This is a genomic window from Mycoplasma sp. 332 (assembly GCF_052378275.1).
Lineage (GTDB): Bacteria > Bacillota_I > Bacilli_A > Mycoplasmatales > Metamycoplasmataceae > Metamycoplasma.
In genome coordinates, this window is sequence record NZ_CP198998.1 from 388,857 (window position 1) to 404,378 (window position 15,522).

General features: G+C 28.8%; 16 protein-coding genes and 2 tRNA genes. 3 read left to right on the forward strand and 15 right to left on the reverse strand.

The annotated features are described in order from the left end of the window. Window positions 1–5 precede the first annotated feature (5 nt). The 13 genes from rplX to rpsJ form a co-directional block, all read right to left on the reverse strand. Complete coding sequence (gene rplX, locus ACT1UH_RS01670; RefSeq protein ID WP_444705165.1) at window positions 6–341, reverse strand: 50S ribosomal protein L24; 336 nt, start codon at window positions 339–341, stop codon at window positions 6–8. Beyond that, window positions 341–709: a 50S ribosomal protein L14 gene (gene rplN / locus ACT1UH_RS01675; RefSeq protein WP_438340896.1), complete on the reverse strand. Its 369-nt coding sequence runs from the start codon at window positions 707–709 to the stop codon at window positions 341–343. The genes rplX and rplN overlap by 1 nt, the downstream gene beginning before the upstream one ends. After that, on the reverse strand, window positions 702–983 hold the full coding sequence (gene rpsQ / locus ACT1UH_RS01680; protein WP_438340897.1) for a 30S ribosomal protein S17: 282 nt from the start codon (window positions 981–983) through the stop codon (window positions 702–704). Before rpsQ ends, rplN begins: the two co-directional genes overlap by 8 nt. Then, a complete protein-coding gene (rpmC, locus tag ACT1UH_RS01685; protein WP_444705166.1) occupies window positions 983–1,210 on the reverse strand; it encodes a 50S ribosomal protein L29 in 228 nt (75 codons plus the stop codon). The genes rpsQ and rpmC overlap by 1 nt, the downstream gene beginning before the upstream one ends. Continuing rightward, window positions 1,186–1,623: a 50S ribosomal protein L16 gene (gene rplP / locus ACT1UH_RS01690; protein WP_444705167.1), complete on the reverse strand. Its 438-nt coding sequence runs from the start codon at window positions 1,621–1,623 to the stop codon at window positions 1,186–1,188. The genes rpmC and rplP overlap by 25 nt, the downstream gene beginning before the upstream one ends. Then, window positions 1,601–2,344 (reverse strand): 30S ribosomal protein S3, encoded by a 744-nt coding sequence (gene rpsC, locus ACT1UH_RS01695; RefSeq protein ID WP_444705168.1) that lies wholly within the window; start codon window positions 2,342–2,344, stop codon window positions 1,601–1,603. Before rpsC ends, rplP begins: the two co-directional genes overlap by 23 nt. Window position 2,345: 1 nt before the next feature. Then, window positions 2,346–2,714 (reverse strand): 50S ribosomal protein L22, encoded by a 369-nt coding sequence (gene rplV, locus ACT1UH_RS01700; protein ID WP_438340901.1) that lies wholly within the window; start codon window positions 2,712–2,714, stop codon window positions 2,346–2,348. A 1-nt stretch (window position 2,715) separates the two neighbouring features. Continuing rightward, entirely contained in the window at window positions 2,716–2,997 is a 282-nt protein-coding gene (gene rpsS, locus ACT1UH_RS01705; protein WP_438340902.1) for a 30S ribosomal protein S19, read from the reverse strand. Then, window positions 2,997–3,845 (reverse strand): 50S ribosomal protein L2, encoded by an 849-nt coding sequence (rplB, locus tag ACT1UH_RS01710; protein WP_438340903.1) that lies wholly within the window; start codon window positions 3,843–3,845, stop codon window positions 2,997–2,999. Before rplB ends, rpsS begins: the two co-directional genes overlap by 1 nt. A gap of 114 nt (window positions 3,846–3,959) precedes the next feature. Next, window positions 3,960–4,424, reverse strand: coding sequence for a 50S ribosomal protein L23 (gene rplW, locus ACT1UH_RS01715; protein ID WP_438340904.1), 465 nt, complete (start codon window positions 4,422–4,424; stop codon window positions 3,960–3,962). Next, the gene (gene rplD, locus ACT1UH_RS01720; protein WP_438340905.1) at window positions 4,424–5,350 is read right to left on the reverse strand and encodes a 50S ribosomal protein L4; all 927 of its coding nucleotides are present in this window, start codon (window positions 5,348–5,350) and stop codon (window positions 4,424–4,426) included. Before rplD ends, rplW begins: the two co-directional genes overlap by 1 nt. A gap of 2 nt (window positions 5,351–5,352) precedes the next feature. After that, window positions 5,353–6,141 (reverse strand): 50S ribosomal protein L3, encoded by a 789-nt coding sequence (gene rplC, locus ACT1UH_RS01725; RefSeq protein WP_444705169.1) that lies wholly within the window; start codon window positions 6,139–6,141, stop codon window positions 5,353–5,355. Between the two features lie 73 nt (window positions 6,142–6,214). Further along, window positions 6,215–6,523, reverse strand: a complete 309-nt coding sequence (gene rpsJ / locus ACT1UH_RS01730; RefSeq protein ID WP_438340907.1) for a 30S ribosomal protein S10 — start codon at window positions 6,521–6,523, stop codon at window positions 6,215–6,217. A 287-nt stretch (window positions 6,524–6,810) separates the two neighbouring features. Here rpsJ and ACT1UH_RS01735 point away from each other — a divergent pair, with 287 nt between their 5' ends. From ACT1UH_RS01735 to ACT1UH_RS01745, 3 genes are all read left to right on the forward strand, one after another. Beyond that, on the forward strand, window positions 6,811–8,304 hold the full coding sequence (locus tag ACT1UH_RS01735; protein ID WP_444705170.1) for a hypothetical protein: 1,494 nt from the start codon (window positions 6,811–6,813) through the stop codon (window positions 8,302–8,304). 186 nt (window positions 8,305–8,490) lie between these two features. Next, window positions 8,491–8,574 (forward strand) — tRNA-Tyr (locus tag ACT1UH_RS01740). Between the two features lie 3 nt (window positions 8,575–8,577). After that, window positions 8,578–8,652: transfer RNA gene (locus ACT1UH_RS01745), tRNA-Gln, on the forward strand. Window positions 8,653–8,804: 152 nt separating this feature from the next. Here ACT1UH_RS01745 and ACT1UH_RS01750 read toward each other — a convergent pair. Then, entirely contained in the window at window positions 8,805–13,193 is a 4,389-nt protein-coding gene (locus tag ACT1UH_RS01750; RefSeq protein WP_444705171.1) for a hypothetical protein, read from the reverse strand. 320 nt (window positions 13,194–13,513) lie between these two features. Then, entirely contained in the window at window positions 13,514–15,169 is a 1,656-nt protein-coding gene (locus ACT1UH_RS01755) for a hypothetical protein (protein WP_444705172.1), read from the reverse strand. Window positions 15,170–15,522 lie beyond the last annotated feature (353 nt).

Genomic DNA, 15,522 nt, shown 5'->3' on the forward strand with positions numbered 1-15,522 from the left:
TTTACTTATATAACCTTATTAACTTTTTTCATAACTCTTTGTTTTTTACCGGTCTTAGCATCAACTTTAAATCCTATTTTTGTTCCAATTGACTTTTGGCCTTGTGCACCTTTTTTTGCTAGGTATGCTACATTGGAAATATGAATAGGAAATTCTTTCTTTTCAATTTTTCCTTCAGTATTTTCTTGTGAAGGTTTATGGTGTTTGGTTTTTATGTTAATTTCTTTTAGAACAACGGTTTGTTTCTTGACATTTGTTGATAAAACTGATGCAAATCTACCTTTTTCTTTTCCTGAAATAACTAAAACAATATCATTTTTTCTAATTTTAGCTTGAGACATTATAAAACCTCCGGAGCTAATGAAATTATTTTTAAATATCCTTTTTCACGAAGTTCTCTCGCTACAGGACCAAATACCCGAGTACCTCTCATAGTACCATCTTCTTTAATTAAAACAACAGCATTATCATCAAATCTAATGTATGAACCATTTTCTCTTGCAATGCCTCTTTTTGTTCTAACAATAACTGCTTTTAAAACTTGACCTTCTTTAACCACACCATTAGGGATTGCCTTTTTAACAGTAACAACAACAATGTCACCAATATTTGTGCTTCTTACAACCGAACCACCAAGGTTCTTAATAATCATTACTTCTTTGGCGCCAGAATTATCGGCTACATTACATCTCGAAAATTCACTAAGCATTTTCGTTTCCTCCGATAGCGTGTGATTTAATCTCAACTAATCTAAAGTGTTTAGTTTTTGAAAGTGGTCTTGTTTCTTGTATTTCAACAACATCACCAATTTTTGCTTCATTTTTTTCATCATGAACAGCAAATTTCTTAGATACTTTGAAACGCTTTGAGTATAATGGGTGTTTTGCATATGTTTCAACCATAACAGTAATAGTTTTTTCATTCTTAGTACTAATTACAGTTCCAACAAGCTTCTTACGATGATTTTCTCTAACTTGTTCCATTATTTATCTCCTTCTTCCTTTTTGGCATTTATAGCAGTTAAGGTTCTAGCAATATCTTTTTTAACTAAATTAATTTTGTGGGTTTGGTCTAATTGACGAGTCGCATTTTTGAAGTGTAGAGAAAATAATTCTGCTCTTAATTCTGCTAATAAAGTTTTTAGTTCTTCAACTGTTTTTTTCTTTAATTCAGTATATGACATAATTATTTTTCTCCTTCCGATTGACATGTAGCATCTCTAGAAACAATTTTTCAAGTAACAGGCAACTTATGACCGCCTAATCTTAAAGCGTCTTTCATAGTATCAGTTTGGTTTCCCATAACTTCAAACATCACTGTTCCTTCTTTAACAACTGCAAATCATTGATCAGGACTACCTTTACCAGATCCCATACGAACCCCAATAGGTTTAGATGTTTTTGACATATGTGGAAATATTTTGATAATAACCTTACCTTCACGACCCATACGACGAGTAATAGCAATACGAGCTGCTTCAATTTGTCTTGCACTGATTCATGCCGATGAGGTTGATTTTAAACCAAACTCACCAAATGAAACTGTGTTATTACGATGTGCTTTAGTTTTATCGTGGCGGATACGAAACATTTTTCTATGTTTAGTTCTCTTTGGTTGAAGCATGTTTTTCACCGCCCTTTCTAATAACTCTCGGTCTTCTTTCAGTTTTATTTGATTCCAAAGCACTAACTTGTGCTTTTCCGTTTTCTAAAATTTCACCTAATGAAACTCAAACCTTAATGCCCAAGATACCATATGTTGTTTTAGCCTTAGCAACAGCATAATCTACATCTTGTCTTAAAGTATGCAATTTCATTTCACCTTCGGTATATCCTTCCGTTCTAGCCATATCAACACCATTTAAACGGCCAGATACAGAGGTTTTAATACCTTTAGCTCCTGCTTTCATAGCACTTTTGATAGCAAATTTTTGTGCTAATCTGAAGCTTCCCCGATTTTCTAATTTAACAGCAATGCCTTCTGCTAATAGTCTTGCATTTAAGTCGGGATTTTTTAGTTCTATTACATCAATAGTAATATTAATTTTTTTATTTCTTAGTTCTTTTTTAAGAGCTAATGTTATAGCTTTAATATTATCACCATTTGTTCCTAATAAGGCAGCCGGTTTAGCTGTATACACATAAACAATAATATTACTGTTTTGGTTTCTCTTAATTTGAACATTGCCAATTAAATATTCACGAACCTTTTTATCAAAGAAATCATAAATTTTTTGATCTTCTAATAAGAACTTAGCAAAATCTTGCTTGTCTGAATATCAAACAGTATTATGCGATTTTGTTATACCAAAACGAAAACCATTTGGATTAACTTTTTGACCCATATTATTTTGCCTCCTTATTTAGTTCGTCTGTATTTAATTCCATTAATTCAACATAAAAGTGACTAGTTCTTTTTAAAATTGGGTATGCTCTGCCACGTGAGTGAGGTTGAAATCTTTTTAATGTAGGACCTTCATTTACTAAAATTTTTGAAACTACTAATTTAGTAGCATCTAAACCAAAATTATTTGTCGCATTAGCAATCGCTGAATTTAAAAGTTTAAGAATAATTTCTGAAGCCTTTTTGTATGTTGTTTGCAAAATGATTAATGCTTGTGTAGCTGATTTATAGCGAATTAAATCTGCTACTAATCTAGCTTTTCTCGCACTAATTCTTTGCATTTTAACTGATGCCTTAACTATTTGTGCCATATTATTTCTTTCCTTTAGCCTTATCAGCACCGTGACCATTAAATGTTCTTGTTGGTGCGAATTCACCTAATTTGTGGCCGACCATATCATTTGTTACAAAGACATCAAGAAATGCATGACCATTGTGAACTTGAAATGTTAAACCAATAAATTCAGGATAAATTGTTGAACGTCTTGATCAGGTTTTGATTGGACGCTTTGGTGCTTTATTTTCAATAATAGCAACCACTTTTTTCATTAAGTGATCATCAACAAAGGGCGCTTTCTTTAATGAACGAGACATTATTTACTTTCCTTTCTTCTTCTAATAATAAATTGGTTAGATGATTTTTTAGTTGCTCTAGTTTTAACACCCAGAGCTTTTTTACCTCATGGAGTCATTGGTGATTTTCTACCAATAGGTTGTTTACCTTCACCACCACCATGTGGGTGATCATTAGGGTTCATGGCTGAACCTCTAACTGTAGGTCTAATTCCTCTCAATCTATTTCTACCAGCTTTACCGATATTAACTAATGAGTGTTCTTCATTTCCAACTTCACCGATTGTAGCGCGGCATACACCTAGAACTTTTCTCACTTCGCCAGATTTTAGTCTTAAGATAACGTATTTTCCTGATTCATCCTTACCTAAAATTTGCGCTGAACTACCAGCAGAACGAGCAATAATTCCACCTTGTTTAGGTTGTAATTCGATATTGTGAACAAATGTACCTTCTGGAATATTTCCAAGTGGTAAGTTATTTCCTATTTGTATATCTACATGTTCTCCTGAAATAACTTTTTGTCCAACCTTAATATTTTTTGGACTGATAATATATCTCTTTTCTCCATCACGATAAACAATTAAAGAAATATTGGCTGATCTGTTTGGATCATATTCGATTGTTTTAACAATAGCCTCAATTCCATCCTTGTTATATCTTTTGAAGTCAATAATACGATAAAATCTTTTTAATCTGCCACCGTGGTGACGAGTTGTAATTTTACCTTGATTATTTCTTCCGGAATGTGTTGGAAGTGCCACAAGCAATGATTTTTCTGGTTTATGTCCAGTTAAATTTGCTTGATAGTCAAGAGAAGACATATTACGACGACCATTTGTATAAGCTTTAAATTTTTTAATAGCCATTGTCTTCTTTTCTCCATTTCTTAAAAATATTTGTTTGTATAATATTTATCTTTTAAGAATCTAAATTATTATTTTTAAAAATTAATCTTATAGTTTTTGTTTTATCGAGATTAATTATTTTGATTCTGTTTCTTGCTTAATTTCTTCTGCTTTTTCTTCAGACTTTTGCGTTTTTGCTTCTGCAGCTCTTTTAATTTTTTCTGCTGCTTTTAGTTCGGCTTCTGATATTTGTTTAACTGTTTCGACATTTTCAGACTTCATTTCAGTTTCTTTTGCCTTCTTTGCTTCTTTAGCTTCTTCAGCAAATAAAACAATCTTTGAATCTTTGTCCAAAAACACAACAGCCTTCTTAACGGCATTTTTAAACCCTGCAAATCTACCTAATTTAGCTGGTTTTTTATCATAATTAATGATATTAACTTTTTCAACTTTAACATCAAAGATAAATTCAACAGCTTTTTTAACTTCAATTTTGTTTGTTCTTCTGTCAACCACAAATGTATAGACATTTTGATTAGATCTAGCAATTTCTGATTTTTCAGTTAAAACTGGATATTTAATAACATGATTAATATTCATTATTTTGCCATCCCTTCTAAGAACTTAACATCTTCCTTGCTAATCACTAAAACATCAGCAGCTACTAATGATTCGATTGACAATGATGTAACCTTGTTTACATTAACATTTGGTAAATTTTTAGCCGATTTATAAATGGTTTCATTTGAAGAAACTATTAGAATATTGTTTAATCCAATTAGATTATCCTTATTTAATTCAACTAATAAGGCTCTAGTTGAAATACTTTCTAGTTCGTATTCTCTAACTAAAACAGAATTTGCATTTGCTAGCATTGTTAATGCTGAGAATAAAGCATTTTTTCTAGCTTTTTTATTAATTTTAAGATTGTAATTTCTTTCGGTTGTTGGTCCAAATGCTCTACCGCCACCAACAAAGATTGGACTTCTTAATGACCCAGCACGAGCATTACCTGTATGTTTTTGTGGTCATGGTTTTTTGCCTGTTCCACTAACTTCACCACGTGATTTAACCTTATGAGTAGCCAGACGTTTTGAGCCTCTTTCTACCAAAATAGCGTCAAAAACTGATTGAGTATGTATCTTTTCTAATCCAAACACACTCTTTGGCAATTCAAAATCACTTTCTTCCATTTTTTTAGCTGGTGATGCTGGTTTATCAACTAAATTTTCTTTTTCAATAAACTCGATAGCATCCTTGCTTTCAACTTTAGCTTCAATAACTCTGTTAGCAATAATTCTAGCCTTTTCTACATCAACACTACCACTATATGCTCCATTACGGTGAAATCATACTCTAGTACTATTCTTAGATTTTTCGCTAACATTAATGAATTCATTAACGGCATCAATAAATTCAGCAAAATTTCCTGAAACTTTTTCTTTTGCTTTTTTGAAATTAAATGATATGTTTCGGTCTTTATCAAACTTTTCTGAGATATAGTATTTATCAACAATTGTAGACATAATTATTTATCCCCTTCTGTAGCTTCTTCAAGAGCTTTCTTCATTTCGCTTAATGACATATCCATATTTAATTCAAGATTATATTTCTTAGCTTGTTCAAAAATTTCATTCTTTGCTAATGTTTCTTTTAAATTAACTAATTTAATTTCAGCTTTCTTTTGAACTGATTTCTTAGCATTTTTAATAACTAACAAAGCGCCTTTCGCTCCAGGAACGCTGCCTTTAATAATTAATAAGTTATTTTCTGCTTCAGTTTTTACAATTTCTAAATTTTGAATTGTAACTTGTTCAGCTCCAAGGTGACCAGGCATTGTCATACCTTTTCAAACTCTATTACCAGATATATCACCAATAGAACCGGTTTGTCTTATAGGTTGCGAACCACCACCACCACCATGTGATTTAGGACCAATATGTTGGTTTCATCTCTTAATGGTTCCGGCAAAACCTTTTCCTTTTGAAATAGCCGTAACATCAACCACATCTCCGCCTTCAAAAATTGAGGCATCTAATGTTTCACCTAAGTTAAATCCGGCCATATTACGGATTTCTTTTACGAATCGCTTAGGTGTTGTATTTGCTTGCTTGAAATAATTTACTTCAGGTTTCTTAATTTGAGATTTTTTCTTATCTTCTAAACTAAGTTGTGTTGCAATATAACCGTTTTTTTCTTCGGTTAAAATTTTGGTAACAACATTTGGTTTAACTTCAACAATAGTTACAGGTATTAACTTACCTTCGCTAGTGAATAGTTGAGTCATTCCAACTTTTCTTCCTAAGATTCCTTTCATTTTTATCCTTTCATTTTTTTAAAAAATCGGTGCCACATATACGTATATATTTTTAAAAAAAATAATATCTGTATTATGCTACAGATTTAACGCTAATTTGAACACCAGCAGGCAATTCAAGTCTTTTTGCTTTATCAATTAGTGTTTCGCTAACATTTGACAAAACAATTAGACGTTTATGAGTTCTGCTTTCGAATTGTTCACGAGATTTTTTGTTAACATGAACAGATCTTAAAATGGTAACAATTTCTTTTCTTGTAGGTAGAGGAATTGGACCACTTACCATAGCCTTCTCAGCTTTCGCTAGAAGTATAACCTTTTTAGCAGCATCATCTACTAAACTAGCTTCAAAGGCTTTGATTTTAATTTCTAATTTTGCCATTGTTTGTTCTCCTTCTTCATTATATGAAGCACTCCGCATAAGTTCTCGATAACCAAGATGAACAACTAAGCTCGGTATATCGTAACCTTATGCTTCTTTGCATAGTTGCTAATTTATTATACCAAAAACATTTTTTTTGTAATTTTTTTAAACTTTTTTTATATAAAACACTAGAAACTGGGCAACAAGATAATGAATTTATTTTTTATTTTTTAACAAATAACGTTAAATTGCAACAAAAATGGGCCACCTAACATATATAGTAAAATGTTATAGGTGGTCTTATTATGCATGAAATAGAATTAAACTATTTTCAATTAAATAGAAAACGAAAATTAGATGTTATAACTACATATTCTAATTTAACAAATAAGCAATTATCTTTAAAAGCAAAATGTTCAATATCAACCATAAAAAGATTAAAACAAAAATTAAGAAATGCTAAATTATGCAAAAAAGAGGTTAACTTAGCACATGGCAATCAATGAGGCGATAGAAAAAAGATTTACAGTAATGATTTAATTATCAATTATGGAAAAAAATACGAAAGTGAAAAATTAATTGCTGGAACAAAAAATAGTTCTTGTAATTCATATATGTCTTACCGTTTGTTTTATGAGAGAATAGCTAATGTAAAAATATCATATAGTCAATTAACAAGAAGACTTACGCAAAGCGGATTTCTAAGTGCTTTTGCTCATAAAAATACAATAAAAAGACAAAAAACTTTTGTAAAAAAATATATACCTTATAAGCCAAATATTTTGCCTAAAGAAAAGATTGCAAAACCAACCATAATCTCAAAAAGAAAATTAGTAAATATGGGCGAATGTGTTGAACTTGATGGATCTATTCATTTTTATGTTGATCAAACCTTATGAACAATTGTTGCATGTATCGATGTTTCAACTTCAAAAGTTTTATCACTTTATTTTGACGAAAAAGCCGAATCAGTAAAAGGTTATCAAATTATTATTCAAGATATGATTAATAAATATGGGATACCAAAAGTAATGATTAGCGATAATAGAATGAATTTTCATAATAACCTTGAATCTAGCGCTATTTTGTATGATGCAGTCACAAAATTAGGTACTGAATTTATAACAACATCAGTATCTAATGAAAAACCACATATAGAAAGTTTTTGGAGAATTGCACATAATAGAATTCCGATATTTTTAAAAGATAGAAATATTAAAACAAACCAAGACGCTAATAAATATAGATGCGAAATTATTGCAATGCTTAATGATATAAAAACAAGAAAATCAATTACCGATTCTGAAAAAAATGAATTTAGAAAACCAAACAGCGCAACTCTTGAAGCTTATTTTGATTTGCCAATTAAAAGACAAATTTTTAATGGAATTGTAACATTTAAAAATAAAAAATATATTCCTAAAAATGAAAAAAATCAAAAAATAAAAGTCACATCAAAAAATGATGCAACTTTTATGATTGGTGCAGATCAACAATACTATTTTCACATAAACAATAAAAGATATAAAGCTTTTGAATTAAATGAAAATGACATTCAAATGTATGAGAAAATAGCATATAGTAAAAAGCTTCCTCTTGAAATATCGGTGGTTAAAAAAATTGTGAAACATCAAGAAGCCGGATATTACTACAATCAAATGTTATCTAAAAAAACAGAAATTTTAGAATCTTTTGTTAAAACTGGTCTTATTTCACAAAGAGAAATAGATTTAATGCGATCAATTAATGAAGATTTAGAAAAAATAAGAAGAGATATAAATAAAATTGTAATTTTATAATAAATTATTCTATTCCTAAAAGTAGAGCTATTTTTTTATATTTTTTTATTAGAAATTATGCAAAATGTATAATTAAACAAATTCAAAATATCGGTGGCTCATTTTTCACGCTAATTAATGAATTTATTTTTTATTTTTTAACAAATAATTTTTTTTATAATATAATTTAACTTGCTAATGTAAATTGGAGGGGTAGCGAAGCGGCCAAACGCGGGTGGCTGTAACCCACTTCCTCACGGTTCGGGGGTTCGAATCCCTCCCCCTCCACCATTTTGCCCTTTAGCCAAGTGGAAAGGCAGCGGTTTTTGGTACCGCCATCCGTTAGTTCGAATCTAACAAGGGCAGCCATATCATTAGTTGATTATTTAATCAAACATGACTAGTAAACTCAAGTATTTTAACTTGAGTTTTTTTATTTAAACAAAACAAAAAGCTCAAACCTCTTTATATGGGTAAAAGCTTTTTTTGTAACGACATATTATAATTCTTATTATTTGTTTTTATTTAGATTCACTAAGATTAGATAATATTTGCTTTAATTCATTTATCTCGTCTATTAAATCTGAAATTTCTTTCTTTTTCTTGGCAAGTTCTTTATTTGTAGTGCTTAGAGTTTGGCCTACATTTTCTTTATTTTTCAACTCTTTTTGAATGATATTATTGATATTACTAATTTCCTCACTAATATCATTAGCTTGGCTTATTATTTCTTGAAGTTTATGCTTATTCTTCTTTAATTCTTCATTTTTATTTGAAAGACTTTGTTTATTAGATTCGAGATTTTTCTCAGATTTATTAAGTTGCTTTTCGAGACCTAATTTAGCAAATTCTGAAGCATGCTTTTGTTGTAGGACTAGATTTTTTTCATTTTCAATAGAACTAAATAATTTTGTTTTTTCAACTACGTTCTTATTTGCTAATTCAAGTCTTTGCAATACTTGTTTCTTATTTGTTTCTAATTCATTTAGTAATTTTTCAACTTCTTCAATTTCAACAATCTTAGTGTTTAAATTATTACTATCCTCTGCAACCTTTTGCTTTGCGTTTTTTAAGCTTTTGCTAGCATTATTTTTCTTTTCTTTAGCATCAATAAATAGTTTTTCTTGATTATTATAAGCTTCTTGTTTTCATTGTACTTCTTTATTTTTATTATTTAATTCTATCTTAGCATATTCAAACAATTCATAAGCCTTATCTTGCTTTTCTAATGAAACATCTAAATCCTGTTGTGCCTTTGCTTCTGCTTGTTGCACGCTTTTTTCTATTTTTTTAGACTCTTCTAAATCTTTTGTTTTTTGATCCTTAATTTCTTGTTTTGATATAAATTCCTTGTTAGCGCCTTCTAATATTTTTTGAGTTTCTTCTTTATTTCTGAGATCATTTTGATTTTGATTTTCAACTTCTTGTTTTAGCTTTTTCTTTTGGTCTAATTCTTCTATTTTTAATGATTCATTTGCAAGTTTTTCTTCATATTCAGCCATTGCTAGATCATTGCTATTTTTTGCTTCATCTAGTTCTTGTTTGACTTTTTCTACTTCATTTGTTAAGTGATTTAGATCACTAGTTAACTCATTTATTTTTTGTGTTTGGGTTTCAAGCTTGCTATTATTTATTTCTTTTTGTTTTTGTAATTGGCTAAGATTAGATTCAGCATTTTTAATTTCTTCTTCTTTATTAGTTTTTTCTTTTAATTTACTTTGTGTTTGCGATTGCAATTCATTTTCTTCGGCAAGTTTATTGTTCTTTTTTTCATTAGCATTATCTAAGGATTTTTGCGCTTCTTGCTCTGCGAGTTTTGCTGCTTCGAATTCTTGTTGCGCTTTTTTTAGCTGTTCTTGCTTGGTTTGCAATTCAGTATTCTTGGTTTGAACATCTTTTCGAGCTTGTTCTAATTTTTGATCAGCTTTATTTTTTTCTTGTTGCAATCTAGTTTCATTTTGCGTGGCAGTTTCTACTTCGCTAACCTTGGTTTCTAAGAGTTTTTGTTTTTTTAACAAATCCGTTTGTACTTGATTATACTTCATTTCAGCGCTATTTTTTACTTCTTCAGTATGTGAAAAATCTTGATTTGCTTTTTGCAATAGTTTATCTTTATTTATAACTTCTTGCTTGGCAGTTTCTAATCGCTTTTTAGCTTCCACAAGTTTTTGTTCAGCCATCGCTTTTTCGGAGCTAGCTTGATCTTTTTGTGACATTAAATTATTCTTAACTTCTTCCTTAGTCTTTAAGTTTTTCTTAGCTGCATCAATTGTTTTAAATGTTGCCACATATTGTTTATTAAGTTCATCATATTTTTTATTTGCATCATCAAATTCGCTTTGTTTGGCAATTATTTTTTCGTCAAATTTAGAGTTGGCAAGCCTTTGATTTAATTGTTTATTTTCATCATTTATTCTATCAATGTCTTGTTGATTTTGCGCAAGTTCTTGTTTAGTTGTTTCAATTTCTTTTTGTTTTTTAGCCACCTCATCTTGCATGTTATGAATATCAGGAAACAAATTTGAAGTTTCTTTATATATTTCTACCCAATTGTCTGCAGTAGCATCAGACATAGAAGTATTATAATGCCTTCATTCATCTAAATAAGGCTGGGCAAACTCAAAAATATCTGGATATTTTTCTTTTATCTCATCATATTGAGCTTGAGCAAGATCATACAGTCAAGAATCATCATCATCATTGCCAAAATTATAAATTTGGAAGAGTTTTACGATTTTTTCTAGCTCTTCATAACTATAATAATCACCGCCATAAGGGGTATAGTATTTTTTACTTTCTTCAACAATTTCTTCTTTATTTTTATCTATTACTTGATTAAGTGATGAAACTTCACCTTCTAAATTAGACAATTTATCCCTTTTTTCGTTTAATTTCTGGTTTTGTCTTTCTAAGTCTTCTTGATTTTTTTTAAGTTGCTGATCTATTTTCTCTTTTTCACTTCTTAATTGTCTTAATTCAGTATTATTTTTATCTTTTTCTTCTGTTGCTTTTTCTGTTTTTTCTCTAAGTTCATCACTTTTTCTTTGTTCCTCTAATAATGTTTGTTGTGCTTGTTGAAATGCTTCCTCGGCTTGCTGATAATCTCTTGCAGCATTTTGTTCCTTCTCACTCTTTTTGGCAAAATCTTCTTCAAGACTTGAGATTTTCTGTTCAATTTGAGATTCTTTTCCTTCTGCTTCTTGCTTTTCAACATTTGCCTTATTTTTAATTTCTTGTTTCGAAGCTAACTCGCTATTCTTATTATCTAATTCAGTTTTTGTTTCTTTTTCTTTATCTTTAGCTTTTTGTAATTCAGATTCAGCTACGGCTTTTTCGCTATTCTTTGTTTGCAAATCATTTTGCGCATTTTGCAATTTTTGATCAGCTTCTTTTTGGTTTTTTATTGCTTCCGTTTCTTTATTTCTAGCTTGTCCTAATTCCCTATTTGCATTGGGCAAAGCATTTTCTAATTCTTTTAGTTTTTGTTGCTTTGTTTCTAAAACTTTTTTTGCATCTTTAAGCTTTTGTGTTAATGATATTATTTCATTTGATATATTTTGAATTTCTTGTTCAACTTCTTTAGTTTTGTTACTTAATTCAGTATGTTGTTCTGATAATAATTTCAATTCATCTTTTTTTGATTCTAGTTCTCTTTGCAATTCGGCTTCTTTTAAAACAGAATCATCATAAGCATCAGATAATTTTTTCTTTTGTAATTCAGCATCTTGTTTTTCTTCATGTTTTTGTTGCTTAGCTTCATTTTTAGCTTTTAAATCATTTTCTTTTTCTTTTAGTGTTTCTTTGGTTTTATTTAGTTTAGTTTGAGCATTATTTTTTTCTTTTTTGGCTTCTTCAACAGCTCTTAATGCTAGATCTACCTCGCGAGATTTTTGCACTAAATTATCACTACTTTGTTGTAATGCTTGTTGTACCTTTTTTAATTTATTTGAAGCCTCTTCTTTTATGGCACTTGCCTCATTTAATTCTCTGGTTGCAATATCAAGAGCTTGTTGTTTTAAATTAACATCTTCACTTTTTAATTGTAATTGTTCTTTAGCTTGATCTAAGAGTTTTTCTTTTTCTATAACTTCGGCATTTAAAAAATCCATTTTTTTCTTAGCTTGACTATAGCTAGCTTCTGCTGAATTTTGTTGTTTTTTTAAACCTTCTAACTCGTTCTTTAATGTTTGCAAGGCATTATTTTTTAGATCAAAATCTTGTTCTGCTTGTTTAAGCAATTCTGATGTCTGTTTTTCTTTTTGTTTAGCTACTTCAAGATCATGCGATATTTTATCTTTAACTTGTTGCTTGTTGCTCAATTCCATACTTTTTTTATTAATATCACTTTCGATATTTGAAATTGATTTTTTGGCATATTCATTATCTGTTTTAGCATCAGCCAATATTTTTTTAGCTTTTTCTAATTCGCTAGTTTTTGATAACAATTTTTCTGATTTTTCAGTAAAAATCTTATTTGCAAAATCAAAATTTGATTGATTTTTTTTATGTTCTTGTTTTGCTTTTTCTAATTCCTTTTTAGCCTCATCATATGCTTTTATTAAACTCGCAAATTCCGCTTCTAGCTTTATTTGTTCATTTTTGATTTCTTCTAACTTAATCCTAGACTCACTATTTTTTGCTTCAAGATTCTCGATATTTTTCATTATTTCTGCAAACTTATTTTTAGAATTTTTTTGTTCTTTTTTAATATATAGCAATGCTTTTTTAGCTTCTTTTAACTGCTTTTGTTTTTGCAAAATAATTATGTTATATTTAGATATATCTTCTGCTTTTTGTGCAATTGATTTATTCTTATTATAACGTGCATAGATAAATGCTGAAATACCTGCGACCACCAGCCCTGTTGACAATCCTAAACACAATGCTAATGTACCCTTACTTCTTCTCATTATTAAATACCGCCCTAAACATTTTTATTAATTGATTCTATTTATTAGTTTTTAGCATACTAATAATCTCAAATTATATATATATATATATATATATGAACGAATATCGTCTAAAACAGGGCGCTTTTTAGCTTTTTCTAGTGATTTTACTATCAAGAAAGCAGTTGTTTATTGAAAGTATTCTATTGATTTATTCCTATGTTTATCATAAAATTTTTATGTTTTAGAAAACAAAAAACATCTTGAAATATAACAAGATATTTTTTGTTAAAACATTTTTTGTTTTCATTTTGATAAACTTCATTAATTATTATAGATTTTTAAATAACTGATAGCTTATTTTTTATTTGTTCTAATTCCTTAATTTTATGCTCTAATATTTTTGCTTTTGATAATACGTCCGTCGCCAAAAATGAAATTGCCTTATCCGTATTTTCAACACTTGCTTGAATATCTATAATTTGCTGTTTAAACGACTCTTTTTGCTTAAACAACGAAGCTAATTCATTTTTAGCATTTTGATATTTTTGTATTAACATTTCTTTTTGTTTATTTAAAACTTTATATTCACTATCAATCTTATTAAGATTTTCTGAGTTCATAATTTGTTCTTTTTTATTTGCAATTTCTAGAACTTCTTCAAGTTTCGCTTTGTTAGATTCTAATGTTTCTTTTTCTTTAAATAGGTCTATATATTCTTGTTTTACTTGATTAAATTTTTGGGTTCTGCGCTCTACTAAAATGTTTGCGGCTTGAAAGTTATTTAAGGCATAATTGTAATTTTCTCTAGCCTTTGTTAGCTCTTTATAAGTTTCACTAACCTTTTTTTGATTATTTATGTTTTTAGTACCAATCTTATTATTATATTCATCAAACGAAGCTCGAAAGGCTTCGTAAGCAATACGAACTTGCTTTTCAGTGTCTTCTAATTTTTTAGCTACAGAAGAAATTTTTTCATTTAAATCACTAATTTGTTCAGGAATTTGATTCGATAATTGGCGTTCAACATTATCCTTATTTTCCTTTTCACTCATAAAATCATGGTAATAATCTTGTACATCAGAAACTAAACCCTTTATTGCTTCAACATCTTTAATTTCATTTTTTAGCGCTTCGTTTAATTGATTATTAATTTCATCATACTTAGATTCTAGTTTTTTAGTATCCTCTTTATATCAAGGTAATCGTTCCTCTAATTCGGATTTCCTTTCATTTATATGATCTAAATCTTGCTTTAATGATTCATATTCTTTTTGAACTTTTTCCAATTCCTTTTCTTTTTCAGCAAATTGCTCGTGTACTTTTTCATGTTTAGGTCTGAGAACAAATTTTATATAACGACTAAACTCTGCTGCCGTTTCCTTAGCAGCAATGTGCTCATTAACTGCCTTTATAAGTTGTTCATTCATGTTTTTTAATTTTTCGCTAGCTATAACTAATTGTTTATCAGATTCTTGCTTTGCTAGTTCATTTTTTGTTATGGCTTCCTGTTTTAAGAATATATCGTTTTCTTTTTGCTTAATTCTTTTCTTTATTTGTTCTAATTCAAATGCTACATTTAATCTATTTTGAGTAGTTTGATCTAATAACTTCTTAGATTTTTCAAGTTGTAGTGAGGTATTTGCAAGTTTTATATCTAAATTACTAATTTCATTCTTAAATTGTTTTATAGTTTGATTAAGACTAAAATCTTTGCTAGATAATTCACCCATTTCTTGATTAGTTAAATCAAGATTTTTAATTAAATCTTTTTGTTTAATTTTAGTGTTATTTAATGTATGCTGTGCTTTTATTAGTATTTTCTTTGCAACTTCAATCTCTTGTTCCTTTTGTTTAATAATCGAAATCCTATTATTTAATAAATTTTGATTTTTATTAACTAGTGAAACATAAGTTAATGTTGCTCCGGCAGTAACTACCAGCCCTGATGCAATCGCAAGGTATATTCCTAATTTATTTTTTTTAGTTCTTCTCATAAAAATAACTCCTCAATGAATAAAAAATGGATTATATTTCACCACATATTAAATTAAACTAGATAAATTTTAGTCAAGATTTTAAACCATAAGTTTATTTACGGGTGGATCTTATATGATAATTATATATATATATATATATATATTGATAAAAAGGTTAAAAATTCTTTAATAACCATTGAATATATGAAATATTTTAACTAATAAATTAATAATTATGTCTATAAATTCATACATATATTTATTTTTAGCAAATAAATAGCCTTCATTAAAAAGGTTTATAGTTGCGATTTTAAAAAATAAAAAAGGTGAGTTTAACACCTTTATTAAATTTTTTTATTTTAAATATTTAC